Annotated in this window: 24 protein-coding genes and 1 pseudogene; 17 read left to right on the forward strand and 8 right to left on the reverse strand. The window is 71.4% G+C overall.

The window, feature by feature from the left end; genetic code table 11:
• The first annotated feature begins 30 nt into the window (after positions 1-30).
• Complete coding sequence (locus DI005_RS32405; RefSeq protein ID WP_113644626.1) at positions 31-1,128, forward strand: ABC transporter substrate-binding protein; 1,098 nt, start codon at positions 31-33, stop codon at positions 1,126-1,128.
• Between the two features lie 48 nt (positions 1,129-1,176).
• Here the strand turns inward: DI005_RS32405 and DI005_RS32410 are convergent, their stop codons facing one another.
• Positions 1,177-2,136, reverse strand: a complete 960-nt coding sequence (locus DI005_RS32410) for an alpha/beta hydrolase (protein WP_113644627.1) — start codon at positions 2,134-2,136, stop codon at positions 1,177-1,179.
• Positions 2,137-2,298: 162 nt separating this feature from the next.
• Between DI005_RS32410 and DI005_RS32415 the strand changes: the two genes are divergently transcribed.
• A complete protein-coding gene (locus DI005_RS32415) occupies positions 2,299-2,757 on the forward strand; it encodes a MarR family winged helix-turn-helix transcriptional regulator (protein ID WP_113644628.1) in 459 nt (152 codons plus the stop codon).
• Here DI005_RS32415 and DI005_RS32420 read toward each other — a convergent pair.
• Positions 2,746-3,438, reverse strand: a complete 693-nt coding sequence (locus DI005_RS32420) for an IclR family transcriptional regulator (RefSeq protein WP_228713919.1) — start codon at positions 3,436-3,438, stop codon at positions 2,746-2,748. The two genes, DI005_RS32415 and DI005_RS32420, sit on opposite strands and share 12 nt — an antisense overlap.
• A 160-nt stretch (positions 3,439-3,598) precedes the next feature.
• Here DI005_RS32420 and DI005_RS32425 point away from each other — a divergent pair, with 160 nt between their 5' ends.
• From DI005_RS32425 to DI005_RS32485, 14 genes and pseudogenes are all read left to right on the forward strand, one after another.
• Complete coding sequence (locus DI005_RS32425) at positions 3,599-4,030, forward strand: nuclear transport factor 2 family protein (protein WP_112268694.1); 432 nt, start codon at positions 3,599-3,601, stop codon at positions 4,028-4,030.
• A gap of 56 nt (positions 4,031-4,086) precedes the next feature.
• A complete protein-coding gene (locus tag DI005_RS32430) occupies positions 4,087-4,923 on the forward strand; it encodes an SDR family NAD(P)-dependent oxidoreductase (protein ID WP_112269568.1) in 837 nt (278 codons plus the stop codon).
• A 49-nt stretch (positions 4,924-4,972) separates the two neighbouring features.
• A pseudogene (locus tag DI005_RS32435) lies at positions 4,973-5,697 on the forward strand (SDR family NAD(P)-dependent oxidoreductase).
• A complete protein-coding gene (locus tag DI005_RS32440) occupies positions 5,694-7,112 on the forward strand; it encodes an FAD-dependent oxidoreductase (protein WP_113644629.1) in 1,419 nt (472 codons plus the stop codon). The pseudogene DI005_RS32435 and the gene DI005_RS32440 overlap by 4 nt, the downstream one beginning before the upstream one ends.
• Positions 7,113-7,127: 15 nt before the next feature.
• On the forward strand, positions 7,128-8,471 hold the full coding sequence (locus tag DI005_RS32445) for an MFS transporter (protein ID WP_112268700.1): 1,344 nt from the start codon (positions 7,128-7,130) through the stop codon (positions 8,469-8,471).
• 42 nt (positions 8,472-8,513) lie between these two features.
• Entirely contained in the window at positions 8,514-9,050 is a 537-nt protein-coding gene (locus DI005_RS32450; protein ID WP_112268702.1) for a MarR family winged helix-turn-helix transcriptional regulator, read from the forward strand.
• Between the two features lie 93 nt (positions 9,051-9,143).
• Positions 9,144-10,343, forward strand: coding sequence for a homogentisate 1,2-dioxygenase (locus DI005_RS32455; RefSeq protein ID WP_112268704.1), 1,200 nt, complete (start codon positions 9,144-9,146; stop codon positions 10,341-10,343).
• A complete protein-coding gene (locus DI005_RS32460) occupies positions 10,340-11,218 on the forward strand; it encodes a hypothetical protein (protein ID WP_113644697.1) in 879 nt (292 codons plus the stop codon). Before DI005_RS32455 ends, DI005_RS32460 begins: the two co-directional genes overlap by 4 nt.
• Positions 11,215-12,390, forward strand: coding sequence for a fumarylacetoacetase (fahA, locus tag DI005_RS32465; protein ID WP_113644630.1), 1,176 nt, complete (start codon positions 11,215-11,217; stop codon positions 12,388-12,390). The genes DI005_RS32460 and fahA overlap by 4 nt, the downstream gene beginning before the upstream one ends.
• A gap of 75 nt (positions 12,391-12,465) precedes the next feature.
• On the forward strand, positions 12,466-12,600 hold the full coding sequence (locus DI005_RS39285; RefSeq protein WP_233520396.1) for a DUF3140 domain-containing protein: 135 nt from the start codon (positions 12,466-12,468) through the stop codon (positions 12,598-12,600).
• A 215-nt stretch (positions 12,601-12,815) separates the two neighbouring features.
• The gene (locus tag DI005_RS32470) at positions 12,816-14,846 is read left to right on the forward strand and encodes an acyltransferase family protein (protein WP_233520397.1); all 2,031 of its coding nucleotides are present in this window, start codon (positions 12,816-12,818) and stop codon (positions 14,844-14,846) included.
• Positions 14,847-15,001: 155 nt separating this feature from the next.
• Positions 15,002-15,796 carry a DUF1684 domain-containing protein gene (locus DI005_RS32475; RefSeq protein WP_112268708.1) on the forward strand — a complete coding sequence of 265 codons (795 nt, stop codon included), beginning with the start codon at positions 15,002-15,004 and terminating at the stop codon, positions 15,794-15,796.
• A 153-nt stretch (positions 15,797-15,949) separates the two neighbouring features.
• Positions 15,950-16,528, forward strand: coding sequence for a cysteine dioxygenase family protein (locus tag DI005_RS32480; protein WP_112268710.1), 579 nt, complete (start codon positions 15,950-15,952; stop codon positions 16,526-16,528).
• Entirely contained in the window at positions 16,525-16,917 is a 393-nt protein-coding gene (locus tag DI005_RS32485) for a rhodanese-like domain-containing protein (protein ID WP_112268712.1), read from the forward strand. The genes DI005_RS32480 and DI005_RS32485 overlap by 4 nt, the downstream gene beginning before the upstream one ends.
• A gap of 118 nt (positions 16,918-17,035) precedes the next feature.
• Here DI005_RS32485 and DI005_RS32490 read toward each other — a convergent pair whose 3' ends face one another.
• Genes DI005_RS32490 through DI005_RS32500 form a run of 3 tightly spaced genes read right to left on the reverse strand, consistent with a single transcriptional unit; the run spans position 17,036 to position 18,647 of the window.
• Positions 17,036-17,608 carry a helix-turn-helix domain-containing protein gene (locus tag DI005_RS32490; protein ID WP_112268714.1) on the reverse strand — a complete coding sequence of 191 codons (573 nt, stop codon included), beginning with the start codon at positions 17,606-17,608 and terminating at the stop codon, positions 17,036-17,038.
• A gap of 52 nt (positions 17,609-17,660) precedes the next feature.
• Entirely contained in the window at positions 17,661-18,392 is a 732-nt protein-coding gene (locus DI005_RS32495; RefSeq protein ID WP_112268716.1) for an SDR family oxidoreductase, read from the reverse strand.
• A 12-nt stretch (positions 18,393-18,404) separates the two neighbouring features.
• A complete protein-coding gene (locus DI005_RS32500; RefSeq protein ID WP_113644631.1) occupies positions 18,405-18,647 on the reverse strand; it encodes an Atu4866 domain-containing protein in 243 nt (80 codons plus the stop codon).
• A gap of 100 nt (positions 18,648-18,747) precedes the next feature.
• Between DI005_RS32500 and DI005_RS32505 the strand changes: the two genes are divergently transcribed.
• On the forward strand, positions 18,748-19,617 hold the full coding sequence (locus DI005_RS32505) for a helix-turn-helix transcriptional regulator (RefSeq protein ID WP_112268720.1): 870 nt from the start codon (positions 18,748-18,750) through the stop codon (positions 19,615-19,617).
• Here the strand turns inward: DI005_RS32505 and DI005_RS32510 are convergent.
• The 3 genes from DI005_RS32510 to DI005_RS32520 all read right to left on the reverse strand — a co-directional run bounded on the left by DI005_RS32510 (position 19,568) and on the right by DI005_RS32520 (position 21,588).
• Entirely contained in the window at positions 19,568-19,756 is a 189-nt protein-coding gene (locus tag DI005_RS32510; protein WP_228713923.1) for a twin-arginine translocation signal domain-containing protein, read from the reverse strand. The genes DI005_RS32505 and DI005_RS32510 overlap by 50 nt on opposite strands.
• 83 nt (positions 19,757-19,839) lie before the next feature.
• Entirely contained in the window at positions 19,840-20,421 is a 582-nt protein-coding gene (locus DI005_RS32515) for a TetR/AcrR family transcriptional regulator (protein WP_112268722.1), read from the reverse strand.
• A 9-nt stretch (positions 20,422-20,430) separates the two neighbouring features.
• A complete protein-coding gene (locus DI005_RS32520; RefSeq protein WP_113644632.1) occupies positions 20,431-21,588 on the reverse strand; it encodes an acyl-CoA dehydrogenase family protein in 1,158 nt (385 codons plus the stop codon).
• Positions 21,589-21,594 lie beyond the last annotated feature (6 nt).

Consider the following 21,594-nt stretch of genomic DNA (forward strand, 5'->3'; position numbering starts at 1 on the left):
CTCCCCGTCCCCATACCCCGAGGAGATCCGATGACCAGCAACATCCCGCGCAGGCGGTTACTCGGCCTCGCCACCGCCGCGCTGACCGCCGTCACGCTCGCCGGCTGCGGCACCACCGGCGCGCAGGGCGGCGACAGCCTGATCTTCGCCGTCGCCGACAAGTCCCTCACCGCCACCACCGCGTCGTACACGTCGGTGCCGCTGCGGGCGGGCTACTTCGAGGACGAGAAGCTCGACGTCACCATCCAGCCCGTCGACACGGCCCTGTCGGCCGTGCAGTCGGTCGCCACCGGGCAGTCGTTCATGACGTACGCGTCGATGAACGCGGTGGCGTCGGCCGCGGGCAAGGACGACGGGCTCGCGGTGGTGGGCTTCACCAACGGCAACATCTTCCGCGTGGCCGTGCCTGAGGACAGTCCGATCAGGACGGTGGGTGACCTGAAGGGCAAGACGATCGGGTCGAGCACGCTCACCTCGATCAGCAACCTCTACGCCAAGGGCGTGCTCGCGCAGGCAGGTATGGACCCCGAGGCAGATGTGGAGTACCTGCCCGTCGGCTATGGGGCGCAGGCCGCGGAGGCGTTGCGCGGCGGCGAGGTCCAGGCCTACGCGGGCTACGACGGGCCCAACGTCGTGATCGGCGACCTGCTGGGCACGCCGCTGCGCGAGCTGGAGACCCCGCTCAACGACCTCACCGGCACCTCGGCGCTCGTGGTGCGCAAGCAGAGCATCGAGAACGAGCCGGAGCGCGTGGTCGGCATGGTGCGCGCGTTCTTCAAGGCGATGGTGTTCGCACAGGAGAACCCCGAGGCGGCGATCGCGATGCACTGGGCGGAGTTCCCGCAGTCCAAACCGGCCGCGACCGACGAGAAGGTGGCGCGTGAGCAGGCGGTGCGCATCCTCGGCATGCGGCTCGACGTCACGGGCGGCCCCGGGCCGTCGGGCGAGTACGGCGTGCAGGACGCGGCCGCGATGCAGCACACGGTCGACGAGCTCGCCCGCTACGGCATGGTCGACAAGGCCGTGGACCTGGAGGCGAGCGGCCTCGTCGACTACAGCCTCGCCGACCGCTACAACGACTTCGACGTGGACGCCGTGAAGCAGGAAGCGCTGAGCTGGAAGGGCTGACGCGCGAGGACCGGGCCGGCCCGGCCGGCCCGGTCCTGCCCACCGCGGTCAGGCGAGCGCGGCCTTCAGGGTCGCGACCGCCTGGCCGATCGCTGCCCCGGCGGCGTGTGTCTCGCGCAGGGCGTTGAGCATCACGAAGTCGTGGATCACGCCCTGGTACCGCGTGGCCACGACCGGGACGCCCGCCCTGCGCAGCTTCGCGGCGTAGGCCTCGCCCTCGTCGCGGAGCACGTCGGCCTCGGCGGTGATCACGAGCGCGGGCGGCAGCCCGGCGAGCTCGTCGAGGCTCGCCCGCAGCGGCGAGGCGGTGATCTCGGCGCGCTGCGCGGCGTCGGTCGTGTACTGGTCCCAGAACCACCTCATGCCCTCGCGCGAGAGGAAGTAGCCCGTGGCGAACTGCTCGTAGGAGCCGGTGTCGAAGTTCGCGTCGGTCACCGGGTAGAAGAGCACCTGCTGCCGGAACTCGACGTCGCCGCGCCGCTTCGCGAGCAGGGTGACGGCGGCGGTCATGTTGCCGCCCACGGAGTCACCCGCGATCGCGATGCGTGCCGGGTCGAGGCCGCGCTCGGCGCCGTGCCGGGCGACCCACACCGCGGTGGCGTAGTTCTGCTCGACAGCCACGGGGTAGCGCGCCTCGGGGGAACGGTCGTACTCCGGAAAGACCACGGCGGCACCGGTTCCGGCGGCCAGCTCGCGGATGAGCCGGTCGTGGGTGTGCGCGTTGCCGAAGACCCAGCCCGCGCCATGCAGGTAGACGATCACGGGGAGCGGGCCGGAGACGCCCCGAGGGCGGACGATCCTGACGCGCACCTCGCCGGTCGGCCCGCCGGGGATGGTGAGGTCCTCCAGTTCGGTGCCGGGCTTGGCGATGTCTCCCGCCTGGACCTCGTCGACCGTCTTGCGGCCCTCCTCGGGGGCGAGCTCGTACAGGTACGGCGGGTTGTCGGTGGCCTCGGCGAAGGCCTGGGTGGCGGGTTCGAGAGCGAGGTCGTGCGGGTTGGCGGTCATCGCTGGCTCCTGTGCTGTCCGGCCGGGGAGGCTCCCCAGGCTCATCGGGCATAACTGAGTTGTGCGCAACTTAATTTCGCTAAATGGGATCTGTCACAGCCGGGTTGCGTGCCAGGTGCTGCCGGGGAAGGATCGGGGGGCTGCCCGGAGGGAGGGTGTGTCATGGCGGAACAGCCGGCCGGACCGGTGCTCGACGACCAGGTCTGCTTCGCGCTCTACGCGGCCTCGCGCGCCGTGACCGCGCTGTACCGGCCGCTGCTCGACGACCTCGGCCTCACCTACCCGCAGTACCTCGTGCTGCTCGCGCTCTGGGAGCGCGACGAGCTGACCGTGAAGGACCTCGGGCGTGCCCTGCAACTCGATTCGGGCACGCTGTCCCCACTGCTCAAGCGGCTGGAGAAGCTGGAGCTGGTGCGCAGGGAGCGGCGAAGCGACGACGAGCGCTCGGTGCTGGTCACGCTCACCGCGAAGGGCGACGACCTGCGCGCGAAGGCCGTGCCGCTGCCCGGCCTGGTCGGCGACGCGATGGGCCTGGACGGAGCCGGGCTGGACGAGCTGCGCACCACGCTGCGCGAACTCACCGACTCGGTGAACGCCTACCGCGCCGCGCTACCGCAGTAGGTCGCCGAGCCTGCGGGCGGCGTCGACCACCAGCCCGCCCAGCCGCTCCTCGTCGGGTGCCTCGAACAGGGACAGTCCGAGCCCGGCCTGCGTGGTGCCGTGGTGGGGCACCACCGCCGTGATGCCGATGACCGACGAGGCGATCTCGCCGTAGGACACGGCGTACCCGCGCTTGCGCGCGAGTGCGATCTCCTCCCGCTCGCCCGCCACCGGCGGCTCGGCCGCGAGCAGCGCGAGCCCGGCCGAGCCGCGGTCTATCGGATCGACCTGGCCCACGCGGAACGACACGTGCATCCGCGCCTGCCTCGGCTCCACGATCATCAGCATCCGCACGCGATCCCGGCCCTCGCGGACGACGAGGTGCGACGTCGCCTGTGTGGCGTCGGTCAGCTCCTCGAGCAGCGGCCTCGCCAGCGTGCGCAGGTCCTGCTCCACCGGCTCGGCCAGCCGGACCAGCCCCGCGGCGAGCGAGATCCGCTTGAACCGGTCACGCCGGCACAGCTGGTGGGCCTCCAGCGTGCGGACGAGCCGGTGGGCCACCGTGCGGTGCACGCCGATGCCCTCGGCGATGTCGGTGAGCGAGAGACCCTGCGGGTGCTGGACGAGCAGCTCCAGGATCTGCAGCCCGTTGTGCAGCGTCTTCGACATTCCCGAGTCGAGCGGCACGGACTCAGCGGACACGAGGCTTCCCCCTGGGCAGACGTGGGCGGGCATGAACAGGCGTTGACAGGGCGCGTGCGGCCAACCTACTGTTTCCGTACATCGCACGCTGCATGCGATAATAGCACGCCAATCGGCGCGGCACCACCCGCCCGGCAGTGCCCAGCACCGGAGGTTCCCCGTGTCACCCAGCGTCGTGGCTCCCGAGACGCTCGCCGCCGTCCAGCAGCTCTACGGCGAGCAGAGCCACCTCATCGACGAGGGCCACGCGCGCGACTGGGCGCTGACCTTCACTACGGACGGCGAGTTCGTCTCGCCCAGTTACCCCGCACCGGTCACCGGCACGGACGCGCTCACGGCCTTCGCGGAGCGCTTCGCGGCCGACGCCCGTGCCCGCGGCGAGGTGACCCGGCACGTGCTCACCAACCTGTTCGTCCGCTCGGCGGGGGAGCGGCACGCGACCGTGCAGGCCTACCTGCAGATCGTCACCACCCCGCGCGGCGAACCGTCCCGGCTCGTGCGCCAGACGACGATCACCGACGACCTCGTGCAGTGTGGCGACGGCTGGCGCATCCGGCGCCGCGTCGTCCGCCGCGACGACCAGCCGCAGTGAAGGTGGCCTTCACTGCGCCCACCGAGAACCCCACGACACTCAAGGAGCACCCACGCATGACCAGCGCTGCCGAGCCCACCGGAGAAGGGCGCGTGCTGCACACGCCGATGACCGCCGTCTACCCGGAGTTCCCGGGCAAGGTCGCGGTGGTCACCGGCGCGGCACGGGGGATGGGCTCCCGCTTCACCGCGGCACTGGCGGCCCGTGGCGTCCACGTCGTCGGCGGTGACCTCAACGCCGAGCAGATGACCGCCACGGCGGATGAGCTGAACGCGTCGCTCGCCACGCTGGCGTCGCACGAGCAGCCGGGCACGGTCGTGGGCGCGGGCGTGGACGTCACCAGGGCCGCCGAGCACGAGGCGCTCGCCCGGCTCGCGCTGGAACGCTTCGGGCGGCTGGACTTCTGGGTCAACAACGCCGGCATCTTCCCGTTCGCGCTCGTCGAGGAGATCACGCCGGAACAGATCAACGCCACGCTGTCGGTCAACGTCGAGGGTGTCCTCTTCGGAGCGCAGGCGGCGGCCCGGCACCTGGGCCCCGGCGGTGCGATCGTGAACATGTCTTCGGTGTCGGCGATCCGCGTGCGCCGGGGCCGCGGCGCCTACTGCACGTCCAAGGCCGCCGTCGCGCACCTCACCGAGTCGCTCGCGGTGGAGCTGGGCGACAAGGGCATCCGCGTGAACGCCATCGCGCCCGGCTACATCGACACCGAGATGACCCGCTGGGTGCGGGAGGACCCGGCCGCGCTGCGGCACGCGCTAGACACGGTTCCCCTGCACCGCCTCGGTTCTCCCGAGGAGGTCGTGGGCCCGCTGCTGTTCCTGCTCTCCGACAGCGCCCGCTACGTGACCGGGCACAGCATCGCCGTCGACGGCGGTTCGCGGCATGTCTGAGGAGATCGGCTACCCCTCGGTGGTGCTCGTGACCGGCGCGGCATCGGGCATGGGCGCCAGCCACGCACTGGCGCTGGGGGAGCGCGGCGTGCACGTGTGCCTCGCCGACGTCGCCGACGCGGCACCCGTGGCGGAGCGCATCCGTGACGCGGGCGGCTCGGCGTCGGTGCACGCGCTCGACGTCACCGACGCGCCGGCGTGGGCGCGCGTGGTCTCCGAGATCGAGTCAGAGCGGGGCACGCTCGGCGGGCTCGTCAACAACGCCGGCATCTCCCGGCGGCTGGAGTTCCTCGACACCGGCGACGAGATCTGGACCTCGTGCTGCGCGTCAACCTCTACGGCCCGTTCTACGGAATGAAGGCCGTCGCGGGGCTCATGCGTGACTCCGGCGGCGGCTCGATCGTCAACATCTCCTCGATCTCCGGCCAGATCGGCTACTTCTCGCCCGCGTACTCCTCCAGCAAGTGGGGCCTCACCGGACTGTCCAAATCGGCCGCGGGCAACTTCGCCACGTGGGGCATCCGGGTCAACTCCGTCCACCCCGGGCTGGTCGGTACCGCGCTGCTGGAAGGCTCCGGCGGCTTCGTGGAGTCCGCCGTGCGCAGCATCCCGACAGGCCGCGTGGGCACGCCGGAGGAGATCACCGACGCCGTGCTGTTCCTCCTCTCCGACCGCTCCACCTATCTCACCGGCAGCGAGCTGACCGTGGACGGCGGCCTGGTGTCGAACGGCCTCTACCACCGGATCACCAGCGAGGCGGGAGGACGGCTGTGACCGGCGACGGGTTCGACGTGATCGTGATCGGCGGCGGCGGAGCGGGGCTCGCCGCCGCGGTCACGGCCGCCGAGGAGGGTGCCTCGGTGCTGCTCTTCGAGTCTGAGCGCGAGCTGGGCGGCTCGACCCAGCTCTCGGCGGGGCTGTTCACCGCCGCGGGTACGAGCGTGCAGGCCGCCCTCGGCATTGAGGACACCCCGGAGCGGTTCTTCCAGCACTACATGGACCTCAACCAGTGGCTGCTCGCCCCGGGGCTCATCTCGGCGTTCTGCGAGCACGCGGGCCCGACCCTGGAGTGGCTCATCGGTCTCGGGGTCGAGGTCCCGGCCAAGGTATCGGCCAACGCGCACATGCCGGGCCTGTGCCAGGCGGGCGTGGAGGACGTCTGGCGCGGGCACGTGCCCAAGGACCAGGGCTACGGGCTCGTGCAGGTGCTCGCCAAGGCCGCCCGCGACCGCGGGGTCGAGGTGGTGCTGAACACCCGTGTGCAGCGCCTGCTCACCGAGGACGGCCGCGTGTGCGGCGTCGTCGCCGACGACCTCGGGGTGCGCGCGGGCGCCGTGGTGGTGGCCAGCGGCGGGTTCGCCCATGACCGCGAGCTGCTGGCCCGCTACTATCCGGCCGCGCTGCGCGCGGGCGAGGACCTGTTCGTCGTGGCCGCCGAGGGAAGCAGGGGCGACCACCTGCGCTTCGCTGAGGCCGTGGGCGCGTCGGTGGCCGGCGACGGCTGGGGCCTCATGCTGCCGACTGCGTACTTCCAGCGGCTGCACCACTGGCAGTCGGGTTTCCCGCCGAAGTCGCGCGTGTACGTCGACGCGAGCGGGCGCCGGTTCATGGACGAGGACGCCTCGTACGCCGTGTCCACCGGCATCATCGAGGCACACGGCGGGTCGGTGTGGGCCGTCTTCGACGAGCGGGCGCGGCGCTCGCTGCCGCCCGGCTACGTGCACTGGGACGCCGACCACGTGGCCGCCGAGGCCGACGCGGGACGTACCGTGCGGGCGGCAACGCTCGCCGGTCTCGCAGCCGAGATCGGCGTGCCGGGCGAGACGCTCGAGGCCACCGTGCGGCGGTGGAACGACCAGCTGCCGCACGGGCGTGACGACGACTTCCAGCGGCACCGCACGCTGGCCAACAAGGGCTCGCGGCAGAACCCGGAGCCCATCGACGAAGCCCCGTTCTACGCCGCGCGCGTGCTCCCGGCCGAGCTGGTCTGCACGCACGCGGGACTGGAGATCAACGCCGGCGCCGCGGTGCTGGACGAGCGGGGCGAGGTCATCCCAGGGCTGTTCGCCGCCGGTGAGGCCGGCGCGGGCGTGCTCGGGCAGCGCTACGTCGGCGGCGGCAACGCCGTCGCGGGCGCGCTCACCATGGGCCGGATCGCCGGCCGCAACGCAGCCACGACTCAACGCTGAGAAAGAAGAGAACGCATGCCCAACCCCATCACGGCCGCCGGGGGCGGCGAGCTGGGAGCCCGCACCGTCCGGAAGGTGTCGGTGCGGATCCTGCCGCTCGTCGGACTGTTGTACGTGTTCAACTACATGGACCGGGCGAACATCAGCTACGCCCAGCTCGGCATGGAACACGAGCTCGGCCTCACCGCGGCCACGTTCGGTGTCGCGTCGGCGATCTTCTTCCTCGCCTACGTGGTGTTCGAGGTCCCCAGCAACATGATCATGAAGCGGGTCGGCGCGCGGCTGTGGCTCGCGCGGATCGCGATCTCGTGGGGCATCGTCACCGTGGTGACGGGCTTCGTGCACGACGTCACGCAGCTCTACATCGCCCGCATCGTCCTTGGTGTCGCCGAGGCCGGCCTGTTCCCTGGCCTGCTGTTGTACCTGACCCTGTGGTTCCGGTCGAAGGAGCGCGGCCGCGCGATCGCGGCGCTCGCGCTGGCGCAGCCGGTGGCGATGATCCTCGGCAGCCTCACCGGCGGGTTCATCCTGGACCACGTGCACTGGCTCGACCTGTCGAGCTGGCGCTGGGTGTTCGTGCTGCAGGGCGCGCCCGCGGTCCTCATCGGCGTGCTCGTGCTGTTCTACCTCCCGAACGTGCCGAGCACGGCGCGCTTCCTCAGCAAGGAGGAGAGCGACTGGCTGGAGGGCGAGATCGCCAGGGAGTACCGGCCCGAGGAGAAGGAGACCTTCCTGGGGCAGCTGCGCGTGATGAAGGACCGCAAGGTGCTCTACCTGGCCGTGGCCAACCTGTTCGCCGCGTGCGGCCTGTACGGGTTCACGTTCTTTTTGCCGCAGATCGTCAAGCAGATGGACCCGTCGTACTCGGCGACCAACATCGGCCTGCTCGGCGCGATTCCGTTCCTCGTCGGCGCGCTGGGCATGCTGCTGGTGGCCCGCAACTCCGACCGGACCGGCGAGCGGAAGGGCCACGTCATCGCGCTGATGGTGCTCGCGGCGCTCGGCCTGTTCGGCACCATCCAGTTCCGGCACTCGCCGGCGATCGCGCTGAGCTGCCTGTCGATGGTCGGCATCGGTGTGCTCGGCTACATGGCCCCGTACTGGGCGATGGCGTCGCGGGTGCTGTCGAAGGAGCACACGGCGGTGGGGCTGGCCGCGATCAACTCCATCGCCGCGCTGGGCGGATTCTTCGGCCCGTACGTGATCGGCAAGAGCGCGACCGTCGACAACGTCTCGGCGGGCCTGTACTTCCCGATCGGCTGCCTGCTGGTGTGCGCGGCGATGCTCGCGTTCGTCAAGGTGCCGCGGGACCGCCGCGTCGCGGATGTCGCGGATGCTCCCACTGCTGCCGTAAAGTAGTTTCAATGTGTACTACTCGATGGGCGACGTTAAGGTGAGGCCATGACGGCGGACGGCGAGCACGGCGAACTGGACTTCTGGTCGTTCGTCGAGCTCGCCAACCGCAGGCTCGCCACCGAGTACGGATTCCGGCATCAGCTCGCCACCGAGCTGCTGCTGACCCTCAACCGGGCCTCCAACATCGTCACCTACGACCTCGAGGCGTCGGTCCACCGGCCGCGCGGCCGGTCGTGGTCCGGGTTCCGGCTGCTGTTCGTCACGTGGCTGGCCGGGCCGCTGGAGGCCAAGAAGGCCGCCGAGCTCACGGGCATGAGCAGGGCGGCCGTGTCGAACCTCGCCAAGACGCTCGTCGCCGACGGCCTGCTCGCCCGGACCCCTGGCGAGCACGACGGACGCTCGGTGCTGCTGTCGCTCACCGAGCGTGGCACCGAGGAGATGGTGGAGCTCTTCCGCGAGCAGAACGAGCGCGAGTACGAGTGGGCCAGCGTGCTCACCGAGGCCGAGCAGCGGATCCTCGTCATGCTGCTGGACAAGCTCGTCAGCAACCGGGACCAGTTCGACGTCCGCGGCCGCAACTGACGGCCACCTCTTGACGCGAGGTAGTAAATGCGTGAACTATATGGGCAGGACGGTTTCTGATTCCTGCCCACGACCGACAGCGAGGAGGCAGTCATGGCGTACTACCGCCAGGTCGGCACCGTGCCCCCGAAACGCCACACCCAGCACCGCACCGACGAGGGCGGCCTCTACTACGAGGAGCTGATGGGCGAGGAGGGCTTCTCGTCGGACTCGTCGCTGCTCTACCACCGCGGCCTGCCCTCGGCGATCGTCGACTCGCAGGTCTGGGAGCTGCCCGACCAGACGACCACGCCGAACCACCCGCTCAAGCCGAGGCACCTCAAGCTGCACGAGCTGTTCCCCAAGGAGGTATGGGCCGAGACCGACGTGGTCACCGGCCGCAGGCTCATCCTCGGTAACGGTGACGTGCGCATCTCCTACGTGGTGTCCACACAGGACTCCCCGCTCTACCGCAACGCGGTGGGCGACGAGATCGTCTACATCGAATCCGGCCAGGCCACGGTGGAGACCGTGTTCGGCACGCTGGAGGCGAAGCCAGGCGACTACGTGATCATCCCGACGTCCACCACGCACCGCTGGCTGCCGCACGGCGAGGGCCCGCTGCGCGCCTACGCGATCGAGGCCAACAGCCACGTCGCGCCGCCGAAGCGCTACCTCTCGCGCTACGGCCAGCTGCTGGAGCACTCCCCCTACTGCGAGCGTGACCTGCACGGCCCCACCGAGCTGGTGCACGGCGAGGGCGCCGACGTCGAGGTGCTCGTCAAACACCGCGCCGGCGGCGCGATCGTGGGCACGCGCATGGTCTACCCGACGCACCCGTTCGACGTGGTGGGCTGGGACGGCTGCCTGTACCCGTACACGTTCAGCATCCACGACTACGAGCCCATCACCGGGCGCGTGCACCAGCCGCCGCCCGCGCACCAGGTGTTCGAGGGCAACAACTTCGTGGTGTGCAACTTCGTGCCGCGCAAGGTGGACTACCACCCGCTGTCCATCCCGGTTCCGTACTACCACTCCAATGTGGACTCCGACGAGATCATGTTCTACTGCGGCGGCGACTACGAGGCCCGCAAGGGCTCCGGCATCGGCCAGGGCTCGATCTCCGTGCACCCGGGCGGCTACGCGCACGGCCCGCAGCCCGGCGCCTACGAGCGCAGCATCGGCGCCGAGTTCTTCGACGAGCTCGCCGTCATGGTCGACACGTTCCGCCCGCTCGAACTCGGCGAGGGCGCACTCGCCTGCGAGGACACCGGCTACGCCTGGACGTGGGCGGGGCGGGGGCCGAAGCCGTGACCTCGTCGAGCGGGCTGCCCGCCTTTGCCCGCGGCCTGTGCGACGACGCGGCGGTGTTCCCGCCCGGGCTCGCCCCGCTGGTGGACGCGGTGCCCGCCCACGTGCGGCACCGGGCCTCCGCCTACGGCGAGCTGGTGGGTCCGCTGGTGCTCGCCGAGCCCGCGCTCGCGAAGCTCGGCCCGCTGCTGCCGCCGGGCGAGCGGGTCGAGCTGTCGGTGACCGCGCCGGAGGGCCCCGCGCAGATCGCGTCCGCACTCGCGACCGTGAGCACGCTGCAGGCCGATCTCGCCGCCTTCGAGGTCGCCGTGCCGCCGGGGATGGGCGTGGCGGACTTCTTCGCCGCGCTGGACCGCGCCCGCGCGGGGGCCGAGCACGTGACCGTGTACGTCGAGGTGCCCCGCGACGAGCGCCGCGCCGAGGTGATCGCGGCGCTCGCGCGGCGCGGCGATCGCGCCAAGTTCCGCACCGGGGGAGTGCGCGCCGAGCTCTACCCGGACGAGGCCGAGCTGGCCTCGGCGATCGCGGCCGTCGTCGCGGCTGGCGTGCCGTTCAAGGCCACGGCCGGGCTGCACCACGCGCTGCGCAACACCGATCCGGAGACCGGCTTCGAGCAGCACGGGTTCCTCAACCTGCTGCTGGCCACCGACGCGGCCGTTCGCGGCGCCGACGAGGCCGCGCTGCGCGGCCTGCTCGCCGAGCGGGACGGCGGCGCGGTCGCAGCCGGGGTCCGCGGCCTCGGCGAGGCCGGGGCGGCCTCCGCGCGGCGGGCCTTCGTGTCCTTCGGCACCTGCAGTATCACCGAGCCGCTCGCGGAGCTCGTGGAGCTGGACCTGGTTCCCTCCGCGCTGGCGAGCGGAGAAGGAGTCAACGCGTGACCAGGATCGACATCCCGGAGGGCTCACCCTTCGGGCTCGCCAACCTGCCCTACGGCGTGTTCTCGACGCCGGGCACCGAACCCCGCGTGGGCGTACGGGTGGCCGACTCGGTGGTGGACCTCTCCACCACGCTCGGCGACGACGTGTTCGCCCGGCCCTCGCTCAACGCGTTCATGGCGCAGGGCCGCGCGCGGTGGGAGGAGGTGCGGCGGCGGATCACCGAGCTGGTGTCCGGTGACGTGCCGGACGCCGCCGTGCACCCGGTGAGCGAGGTGACCCTGCACCTGCCCGTCGAGGTCGCGGACTACGTCGACTTCTACGCCTCGGAGCACCACGCGTCGAACCTGGGCAGGCTGTTCCGCCCCAACGCGGAGCCGCTCATGCCGAACTGGAAGCACCTGCCGGTCGGCTACCACGGCCGCGCGGGCACCGTCGTGGTCTCGGGCACCGACATCGTGCGGCCGAGTGGGCAGCGCAAGGCGCCGGACGAGGACGCGCCGACCTTCGGTGAGTGCCGCAGGCTCGACATCGAGGCCGAGCTGGGCTTCATCGTGGGCACCGGCTCCGAGCTGGGCTCGGCCGTGCCGTGCGACGAGTTCGCCGACCGCGTGTTCGGCGCCGTGCTCGTCAACGACTGGTCCGCGCGCGACATCCAGGCGTGGGAGTACGTGCCACTGGGTCCGTTCCTCGGCAAGAGCTTCGCGACGTCGATCTCGCCGTGGGTGGTGCCGATCCTGGCGCTGGAGGCCGCGCGCGTGCCCACGCCCGCGCAGGACCCCGAGCCGTTGCCGTACCTGCGGGAGAGCGAGCCGTGGGGCCTGGACATCGACCTCTCCGTCGTCTGGAACGGCCAGGAGGTCACGCGCCCGCCGTACCGGGAGATGTACTGGTCTCCCGCGCAGATGCTCGCGCACATGACCGTCAACGGCGCCACCAGCCGCACCGGTGACCTCTACGCGTCCGGCACGATCTCGGGCCCCGCCAAGGAGCAGCGCGGCGCGTTCATCGAGCTGACCTGGGGCGGCAAGGAGCCCGTCGAGGTGGCAGGCGAGCAGCGCACCTTCCTCCAGGACGGCGACGAGGTGGTGATCTCGGCCACGGCGCCCGGCGCCGACGGTGGCCGGATCGGCTTCGGCGAGGTCGCCGGCCGGATCGTGCCCGCGAAGGGCTGAGGCGCGCGAACGGAACCTTCCCGGACTCGCGAGTTGCGCGCTCCGGACGGTGAGTTGCGCGCTCCGGACGGTGAGTTGCGCGTTCGGCGTGGGCTGTCCGGGACGAACGACGACGACATCGAGCACATGCGCGAGGCGGTCGGCGACATCCACCCGCACGTCATGCAACTACCGCCTGCGGTGTCGCGCGCGCGGCACCGCAGGCGGTAGTCGCTCAGGAACCCGGGCCACGACTCGTTCACGCGAAGGGAGCCCGCCGGGGCGGAGTCCGGTCGCGCAGCTGTGCATCACCCCGGCAAGCCGCGCCGGAAACGCACGATTCGGCGTCGGGAGCGCACGACTCGCGGCTGTGGTGGGGTTTGTGCGGTCCTGAAAGGAACGGGCTCCCTGTCGGCTCGCTGATCGGCGCCTGTACCGTGCACGGAGTGCTGAGCGGAAGGGAAAAGGGCTTCGAGCGGGTGACCGGGCAGACACGTTTTCGCCCGGAGCTACAGGGTCTGCGGGCCTTGGCCGCGGTACTCGTCGTCATCTACCACGTCTGGCTCGGCCGGATCTCCGGCGGCGTAGACGTTTTCTTCCTCGTCTCGGGCTTCCTGATCACGGGCCAGCTCTACCGCGCGAGCGTGCGCGGCCGCATCGCCTTCCAGCCGATGTGGGGTCGCATGATCAAGCGGCTCTTCCCCGCGGCGATGACGGTGCTGCTCGCCACCGTCGTGCTGGGCTACCTGCTGCTACCCGAGGGCCGGTGGTTCCAGACCATCCGCGAGGTGGTTGCCGCCGCGCTGTTCGTCGAGAACTGGCAGCTGGCCGCCGACTCCGCCGACTACTTCGCCCAGCACGACCAGGCCAGCGTGGTGCAGCACTTCTGGTCGCTGTCGATCCAGGGGCAGTTCTACCTGGTCTGGCCGGTGCTGGTGGCGCTCGTCGTGTTGGTGGCCCGGCGCGCGGGCTGGAGCCTGCGCCGCTCGCTGGCCGGAGCGCTGGGCATCGTCTTCGCGGTGTCGCTGGCCTACTCGGTGTGGCTCACCGCGGTGGACCAGCCGTTCGCGTACTTCATGTCGCTCACCCGCGTCTGGGAGTTCGCGCTGGGCGGCCTGCTCGCGCTGGTGATCGACGTCATAGTCCTGCCGGTCGCGGTCCGGTGGGTGCTGGGCTGGCTCGGCGTCGCGGCCCTGGTCGCCTGTGGTCTGGTCCTCCAGGTCGGCACCGTCTTCCCCGGCTACGCCGCGTTGTGGCCGACGCTCGCCGCCGCGCTCGTACTCGTCGCGGGCACCACCGGCAGCCCCGTGGGCGCCGACCGCTTCCTGTCGGTCCGGCCGCTCGCCTACCTCGGCAACCTCAGCTACGCGCTGTACCTGTGGCACTGGCCCATCCTGCTGTTCTATCTGGCCGCCCGCGACCAGGAGGAGGTCGGCCTGCGCGGCGGCGCGCTCGTGATCGGCGTCTCACTCGTGCTGGCCGCGCTCACGTACCACCTCGTGGAGAACCCGGTGCGGGACGCGAAGTTCGGGACGTACACGCGGTGGGGCGCCTACCGGTTCGGGGCCGCCGCGCTCGTGCCCGTGCTCGTGGCCGCCGGTGGCTGGCAGTTCGTGAGCCAGCAGCGGTCCGCGTTCACGTTCGTGCCCGACGATCCCGCCTACCCGGGGGCCAAGGCGCTGGCGGGTGGGTCCGCGGCTCCGGCGGGGCAGCAGGTCCCGCTGATGCCGCCGTTCGCGGCGCTGCCCGACCAGTTCGCGTTCTTCGAGGAACACGAGTGCGACGAGTCCGACCGTCATCCCGAGCTCGTCGTGTGCGCCACCTCGACGATGGGCGAGCCGTCGCGCCGGATCGTGGTCGCAGGCGACTCGCACTCGCAGCAGTACAACGCCGCGCTGCGGCCCATCGCGCGCGAACGGAACTGGCAGATCATCTCGATGGGCAAGGGCGGCTGCCCGTTCTCGACCGACTCCGAGGGCGCGCCGGGCGACCTGACGTGCATGGAGTGGAACGCGGCGGTGGCCGACGAGATCATCGCGCTGCGCCCCGACGCCGTCTTCACCATGGGCACGCGCGACGTCCGCGTGGGGCTCACCGAGTGGACCCCGCCCGGCTACGTCGCGCAGTGGCGGCGGGTCGCCGACGCCGGGATCCCCGTGGTGGCGGTGCGCGACAACCCGCGCTACGACTCCTCCCCGTCGGACTGCGTCGAGCAGCGTGGCGCGGCCGCACCCGAGTGCAGCACGCCGCGTTCCGAGGTGCTCGCGCCGGACCCGCCCTACACCGCGCTCACCGACCTGCCGCCGAACGTCCACTTCCTCGACTTCAGCGACTACTTCTGCACGCCGGACGTGTGCCCGCCCGTGATCGGCAACGTGCTCGTCTACCTCGACGACAACCACGTCACCGCCGCCTACATGGAGACCATGTCGTCCATTCTGGACGAACAGCTCGTCGCCACGCTCGGCTGGCAGTAGCAGAACACCCCTTCCCGGCAACGGTGTCCACACTCCGGACACCGTTGCCCAGATTCGCTATTCGCGTGCATTGTCGCCGTCGGTGACCGGTGAACCGTAAACGGCGCCGCAGAATACGTTCACGGCGAAATCAATTCGCCCGGCGCGGAAAGCGAATGATGACGACGACAACGATCGAAAGTGCTTTCGTCGGTGAATGGACCGGCTGGCACGAGTCCAGGGAACGGGAACTGCGCGACGACTACGGCTGGCTCAGCCTCGCCGCCCTGCACTGGCTCGACGAGCGAGCGCGGACATTCGAGGGCATCCCCGGGGTGTGGAGCGCGACCCCGAGGGCGGCGCGGGTGACCGCGACCGGGGGCGAGGGGCTTGTCGTGGAAGGCCGGCTGCTCGACGGCACCACGCGGCTCAGCGTCCGCGAGGCGGGCTCGGCGCTGTTCGCCACCGCCGGGGACCTGCGGCTGGAGCTGCTGCGCATGGACGGCCGCTACGGCCTCCGTGTGCGTGACCCCCGTTCGCCCGCACTGCGCGCGTTCACCGGAGTCCCGGTGTTCAGCCCCGACCCGGCGTGGGCCGTGCGCGCCCGGTTCGTGCTGTACTCGCCGACGCACGTGGTGGCCGCCGGTACCGCGCAGCCCGGCCTGCGGCGCAGGCAGGAGATCGTCGGTGAGCTGCGCTTCGACCACGGGGGCACCGAGTACTCGCTGGCGGCCACCGCGGGCAGGGGCAGCGCTCTCACCGTCTCGTTCAGCGACGCCACGAGCGGATCGCTCACCGCGCCGTGGCGGACCCTGTCGGTGCCGAGGCCGCGCGCGGGCCGCGCCGTGCTGGACTTCAACCGCGCCCAGAACCCGCCCTCGGCGTTCACTCCCCACGCTACCTGCACCCGGCCGCCGGGCGGCAACGTCCTGCCCTTCGCCGTCGACGCGGGGGAACAGGCACCTCGCTGATCAGTTCTTTTTTGTTCGGAAAGAAACAACCACGTTTGGGTGAGAACATTTCCCGTGCCCTGGGAACGGCTGCGCGCGACAATCCGGCCGTGCCATCATCGCGGCGTATTCGGGGACCCAGGTAAACCGATCGAAATGGAGAGCGGAATTCGTATGACCGCGACGACGGCGGAGGTCGACGTCCACCCCGAGCTCGCCGGGTGGCTACCCGCGGAGCGGCTGCACCCAGATCGTCCACTGTGGACCCCGGACGAGTTGAGGGACCTGACCGCCACCACGGCCCGGGAGCTGGCCGGGCCGCTGACCGGGCTGCTGCGCTACGTGCCCGAGCGGCGCTGGTGGGCGCGGCTGGCGCTGACCCGCGGGGTGGAGCTGTGGCTGCTGTCCTGGCTGCCGGGGCAGTGCACCGAGCCGCACGACCACGGCGGCGCGGCCGGCTCGTTCACCGTGCTGACGGGAACGCTGGACGAGACCTACCGCTACCCGGGCGGGCCGCTGCGCCGCGCGAGCCGGGCCACCGGCGCGGCGGTCGGGTTCGGCGCCGGCCACGCGCACCGGGTCCGCAACGACGGTGCCGTCCCGGCGGCGAGCGTCCACGCCTACTCGCCTCCGCTGGTGCCCACTCGCCAGTACGCGAGCCTGCACGACATCCCGGCGGAGATCCCGCCATTGCCCGCGTCGACCATGCCGTTCGGGGAGTTGCTGGCCCGCACCGGGGAAGAGGGACCATGAGCATCGAGACGTTCCTGGCCGAGGCGCGGGCGGAGCTGGCCCGGGTCGAGCCGCACGAGGCGGCGCGGCTGCAGGCCGAGGGCGCGTTGCTGGCCGACATCCGCCCGCGCCACAACCGGGAGGCCGAGGGCGAGATCCCGGGCTCCGTGCCCATCGAGCGGATCGTGCTGGAATGGCGGCTCGACCCGCGGAGCGAACACCGCATCCCCGGGATCACCGAGGAGACGACCGTGGTCGTGCTGTGCAACGAGGGCTACGCCTCGAGCCTCGCCGCGCGCGACCTGCGGCGGCTTGGCCTGCCCGGCGCCACGGACCTCGTCGGCGGCTTCCGCGCCTGGGCCGCGGCCGGGCTTCCGGTGCGCGAGGGCGCGACACCGGCCATCACCTGACGCGGATCACCGCAGCACACAAGGAAGGTCCGCAGGTGCACGACCCCGTCCACCGCGTCCACCGCCTCCACTGTCCAACCGCCGCGGTCGGCCTGCCGGGCGCCGAAGCGGTGCCGCCTCAGCCACCCTTCGGCCTGGCCCTGACGTGCATCTGCTCGCCCTGCTTGCCGAACAGGCTCAGCAGCTCCACCGGCTCGGGCCGGGCGCTGCCGAACCAGTGCGGCACGCGGGTGTCGAACTCGGCGGCCTCGCCGGGTTTGAGGGTCACGTCGTGCTCGCCGAGCACGAGCCGCAGCCGCCCCGACAGCACGTAGAGCCACTCGTAGCCCTCGTGCGTCCTCGGGTCCGGCTCCTCGCCGCGGTGCGGGACGATCAGCTTGAACGCCTGCAACGGCCCGGGGTAGTTGGTCAGCGGCAGGGCCGTCATCCCGTTCCGCCGGATCGGCACCGGCCGCACGCGCGGGTCGCCCACGGCCGGGGCGCCGACCAGCTCGTCGAGCGGGACCCGGTACGCCTGGGTGATCGGCAGCAGCAGCTCCAGGCTCGGCCTGCGCTGCCCGCTCTCCAGGCGGGACAGGGTGCTCGTCGAGATGCCGGTGACCCCGGCCAGTTCGGTGAGGGTGACACCGCGCTCGGTGCGCAGCCGCCGCAGCCGGGGGCCGACCTCGTCGAGGAGCCCGCTGTTGTCCATGCCTTGCATCCCAGGTTCGGCAACCCGGTTTGTCAAGTCGGCATGGATCCCGTCACACCTGGGCCGTGGGCCTCACGACGATCTCGTTGACGTCCACGGTGGCGGGCCGGCCGATCGCGAACCCGATGGCCTCCGCGACCGCCGACGCCGGGATCGCGTGGGCCCGGTAAACCTTCATCTCCTCGCGGCCCACCGGGTCGGCGATGCTCTCCGCGAGCTCCGACTCGGTGACGCCCGGCGAGATCACGCTCACCCGGATGTCCGCTCCGGCCTCCTGTCGCAGGCCCTCGGAGATGGCCCACACCGCGTACTTCGTGGCGCAGTACACCGCCGCGGTGGGGGAGACCTCGTGGGCGCCGATCGAGGCGACGTTGACGAACTGCCCATGCCCTTGCCGCCGCATCACCGGCAGCGCGGCGGCGATGCCGTGCAGCACGCCGCGCACGTTCACGTCGATCATCCGGTCCCACTCGTGGACCCGGCCCGCCTCCAGCTTCGACAGCGGCATCACGCCCGCGTTGTTGACCAGCACGTCGATCCTGCCGTGCTCGGCGACGGCGGTGTCGACGAACGAGCGCACGGCCGCGGCGTCCGTGACGTCGAGCGGATGCTCCTGGGCGGTGCCGCCCGCGTCGCGGATCTCCTTGACGAGGGTGCGCAGCCGGTCGGTGCGGCGGGCGCCGAGCACGACGTGGTGTCCCGAGGCCGCGAGCAGCCGGGCGGTCGCCTCGCCGATACCGCTGCTCGCCCCGGTGACGAGCACGATCTTGCGGTCGTTGGTCATGGTCTGGTCCCTTCAGCGCTCGCGGTAGAGCACGAGGTGCTCGTGGTAGAGGACTCCGTCGCGGACGTCGCCGGTGGCGGTGAACCCGCTGTCGTCGACGTAGTCGATGTGGTCGCCGGTGACCGTGTAGCTGCCGGTGTAGGCGCTGACGCGGCTTCCCCTGGCCTCGTCGTAGCGCCCGTCGGGGCGCAGCTCCTGGCGGATGTGGCCGTCGGCGGTCACCCACATCCCGGTCACGTGGTCGTTGTCGTTCATGCCTTCACCCTCGGCCGCGCGCCGGGACCGGGCCAGTGCGCCGTGTTCCCGGGTGCGTCACACCCAGGCGCGGGCCGAGTGACCTTCGTAGAGTGGCCGTATGGCTGGTAACGAGCTCGGAGAGTTCCTCCGCGCCCGGCGCGCGCGGCTGCGCCCGGAGGACGTCGGCCTGCGCGAGTCCGGGCAGCGGCGGGTGGCCGGGCTGCGGCGCGAGGAGATCGCCGTGCTCGCCGGGGTCAGCGCCGACTACTACACGCGGCTGGAACAGGGCCGGGAGCGCAACCCCTCCGCGCAGGTGCTCGACGCGCTGAGCCGCGCGCTGGACCTCGCCGACGACGCCCGCGAGCACCTCTACCGGCTGGCCGGAGCCGGCCCCGGCACCGGCCGCACTCGCGGGCGGGAGCGCGTCGGTCCGGCGCTGCTCCAGCTCATGGACACCTTCACGACCTGCCCGGCGTTCGTGGTCAACCGGACACTGGACGTGCTCGCACTCAACGCGCTCGCACAGGCCCTGTTCTCGCCGTTCGACCGGGCGGACAACCTGCTGCGCATGATCTTCGTGGACCCCGCGGGCCGGTCGTTCTACGCGGCCTGGCACCAGGCGGCGGAGGCCGCGGTCGCCAACCTGCGCGTCGCCGGGGGCCACGATCCGCACGACCCACGCCTGGCCGAGCTGGTGGCGCGGCTGCGCGAGCACAGCGACGAGTTCTCGGCGCTGTGGGCCGCCCACGACGTACGCGGCAAGACGCGTGAGGCCAAGGAGCTGCTGCACCCCGAGGTCGGCCCGCTCTCGCTGACCTACCAGGCCTTCGACGTGCGGGACGCGCCCGGCCAGGAGCTGATCGTCTACCAGGCCGAGCCGGGAAGCCCCAGTGAGCAGGCGCTGGCCCTGCTGGGCACCCTCGCCGCCACCCGGCGGGCTACCGCCGTCGCTGCACCGCGTAACCCACCCAGAACGCCGCCGCGCTGAGGAGCATCAGCCCGCTGAACGCCCACAGCACCGGCGTCGGCTCGAACGCCACGAGCATCATGACGAACAGGGCGATCGCGAGCACGGTCAGTGCGGCCATGGCGAGCAGCTGCCGCCTCGAGATGTCGGCACCGGGCATGTCGGCCATCCTGCCAGCGAGGAGCGCGGCCACCGCGGAGGCCTCGAGCTAGTGCCCCCGCAACAGACTTCCGGCGGAGGGCACTAGGCCGTTCGGATCCCGTCGAGCAGGGCGTCGAGGAACGCGTCCGCCAGCTCGTCGGTACCGACCTCGCCATCCGGCTCGAACCACAGGTACGTGTAGTTCAGCATCCCGAGAATGCCCTTCACCAGCAGCCGGGGCACCGGGCGCAGCACGCCGTCGGCGACCCCGCGGTCGAGCGCCTGCCGCCAGTACCCCTCGTAGCGCTCGCGGGCCGCGACCACGCGGTCGCGGTTCTCCCCGGTGAGCGCCGTGTACTCGCGGAAGAACACGGCCCATTCGGACCGGTGCTCGGCGATGTTGCACAGCAGCCCCTTGGCCATGCCGCGCAACAGGTCCTCGGTCTCCAGCCCGGAGCCCAGCAGCGCCTCCGCGTGCGCGTTCATGCGGTCGACCTGGGTCTTGCTGATCTCGTAGAGCAGCGTCTCCTTGCTCCCGATGTAGTGGTAGAGCGCGCCGCGGCCCAGCCCGGCCGCCTTGGAGAGCTCAGCGATACCGGTGCCGTGGTAGCTGTTGCGGGCGAACAACTCGGCTGCGATGCCCACGATCCGTTCGCGGTTGCCGGCGTAGGTCGTGGTGCTCACGCGCAGAGCCTAACGGGTGGGGCCGCCGGTGAAGGAGTAGCCGCTCAGCAACTCGCGTGCCGCGACCAGGTACTGCACGGTGGGCGGGCCCTCCTCCAGCCAGTTCAGGCGCGCGTCACGGTAAAGGCGCTCGACGGGATGCCTGCGGGTGTAGCCGATCCCGCCGTGCACCAGCAGCGCGCGGTCGGTGACCCGGCCCACAGCCTCCAGCCCGAACTGCTTGACCATCGCCGACTCGGCCGGGATGCGCCTGCCCTCGTCCCATTTGCGGGCGGCGTCGGCGAGCATGCCCCGCAGGGCGTAGATGTCGGTGCCCATCTCGGCGAGGTAGCGCTGCACGGCCTGTCGCTGCCCGATCGGCTTGCCGAACGTGACGCGTGAGCGGGCGTGTGCGAGGGACAGCTCCAGCGCGCGCTCCGATGTGCCGAGCGAACTGGCCGCGATGAACACGCGGCTGATCTCCAGCGCGCGTTCGAGGTGCTCCTGGCCCTCGCCCTCCGAGCCGACGAGCGCCGACGCGGGCACGCGGACGCCCTCGAACGTGAGCACCCCGTGCTCGCCACCCTTGCAGCCCATCGTCTCGGGCAGCGGCTCGATGGTGAAGCCGGGGGAGTCGCGCTCCACCAGCAGTGCCGACACCTCGGCCGGACCGGTCTTGGCGAAGACGAGGAAGTGGCTCGCGAGGTCGGAGTTGGTGATCAGCCACTTGCGTCCATTGAGGACGTAGCCGTCGTCCGTGCGGGCCGCGGTGGTGCCGAGGTCGGCCCCGGTGCCGTGGTCGGGCTCGGTGAGCGCGAACGCCACCGACTTCTCGCCGGTGACCGCGCCGGGCAGGATCGCGGCCTTCTGCGCGTCGTTCCCGATCTCCGACAGCGCGTGGGCGAACGAGTTGTGCACGTGGACGATCACCCGGATTCCGCCCTGGATCTTGGCGAACTCCGCCAGCAGCGGCAGGTACTGGCGGATGGACAGCCCCTTGCCGCCGTACTCCCTTGGCACCAGCAGGCCGAACGCGCCCGCGTCGCGCAGCACCGGGAGCACGAGGTCGTACGGGATGCGTTCCTCGTCCTCGATGCGCTGTTCGAGTGGGTCGAGGTGGTCCCAGATCGCGCGGTGGATCTGCTTGGCGAGCCGCTGGTACTCGGGCTCGGGAAGGCCGTCGTGCATGGTGGG

The organism is Prauserella sp. PE36 (genome assembly GCF_003311655.1).
Classification (GTDB): Bacteria; Actinomycetota; Actinomycetes; order Mycobacteriales; family Pseudonocardiaceae; genus Prauserella_A; species Prauserella_A endophytica.

What these genes read in the sequence shown, in the direction of transcription:
- DI005_RS32405 (WP_113644626.1), top strand. Translation starts at nt 31, where the DNA reads ATGACCAGCAACATCCCGCGCAGGCGGTTACTCGGCCTCGCCACCGCC.
- DI005_RS32410 (WP_113644627.1), bottom strand. Translation starts at nt 2,136, where the DNA reads ATGACCGCCAACCCGCACGACCTCGCTCTCGAACCCGCCACCCAGGCC.
- DI005_RS32415 (WP_113644628.1), top strand. Translation starts at nt 2,299, where the DNA reads ATGGCGGAACAGCCGGCCGGACCGGTGCTCGACGACCAGGTCTGCTTC.
- DI005_RS32430 (WP_112269568.1), top strand. Translation starts at nt 4,087, where the DNA reads ATGACCAGCGCTGCCGAGCCCACCGGAGAAGGGCGCGTGCTGCACACG.
- DI005_RS32445 (WP_112268700.1), top strand. Translation starts at nt 7,128, where the DNA reads ATGCCCAACCCCATCACGGCCGCCGGGGGCGGCGAGCTGGGAGCCCGC.
- DI005_RS32450 (WP_112268702.1), top strand. Translation starts at nt 8,514, where the DNA reads ATGACGGCGGACGGCGAGCACGGCGAACTGGACTTCTGGTCGTTCGTC.
- DI005_RS32455 (WP_112268704.1), top strand. Translation starts at nt 9,144, where the DNA reads ATGGCGTACTACCGCCAGGTCGGCACCGTGCCCCCGAAACGCCACACC.
- DI005_RS32475 (WP_112268708.1), top strand. Translation starts at nt 15,002, where the DNA reads ATGATGACGACGACAACGATCGAAAGTGCTTTCGTCGGTGAATGGACC.
- DI005_RS32480 (WP_112268710.1), top strand. Translation starts at nt 15,950, where the DNA reads ATGACCGCGACGACGGCGGAGGTCGACGTCCACCCCGAGCTCGCCGGG.
- DI005_RS32485 (WP_112268712.1), top strand. Translation starts at nt 16,525, where the DNA reads ATGAGCATCGAGACGTTCCTGGCCGAGGCGCGGGCGGAGCTGGCCCGG.
- DI005_RS32490 (WP_112268714.1), bottom strand. Translation starts at nt 17,608, where the DNA reads ATGGACAACAGCGGGCTCCTCGACGAGGTCGGCCCCCGGCTGCGGCGG.
- DI005_RS32495 (WP_112268716.1), bottom strand. Translation starts at nt 18,392, where the DNA reads ATGACCAACGACCGCAAGATCGTGCTCGTCACCGGGGCGAGCAGCGGT.
- DI005_RS32500 (WP_113644631.1), bottom strand. Translation starts at nt 18,647, where the DNA reads ATGAACGACAACGACCACGTGACCGGGATGTGGGTGACCGCCGACGGC.
- DI005_RS32505 (WP_112268720.1), top strand. Translation starts at nt 18,748, where the DNA reads ATGGCTGGTAACGAGCTCGGAGAGTTCCTCCGCGCCCGGCGCGCGCGG.
- DI005_RS32510 (WP_228713923.1), bottom strand. Translation starts at nt 19,756, where the DNA reads ATGCCCGGTGCCGACATCTCGAGGCGGCAGCTGCTCGCCATGGCCGCA.
- DI005_RS32520 (WP_113644632.1), bottom strand. Translation starts at nt 21,588, where the DNA reads ATGCACGACGGCCTTCCCGAGCCCGAGTACCAGCGGCTCGCCAAGCAG.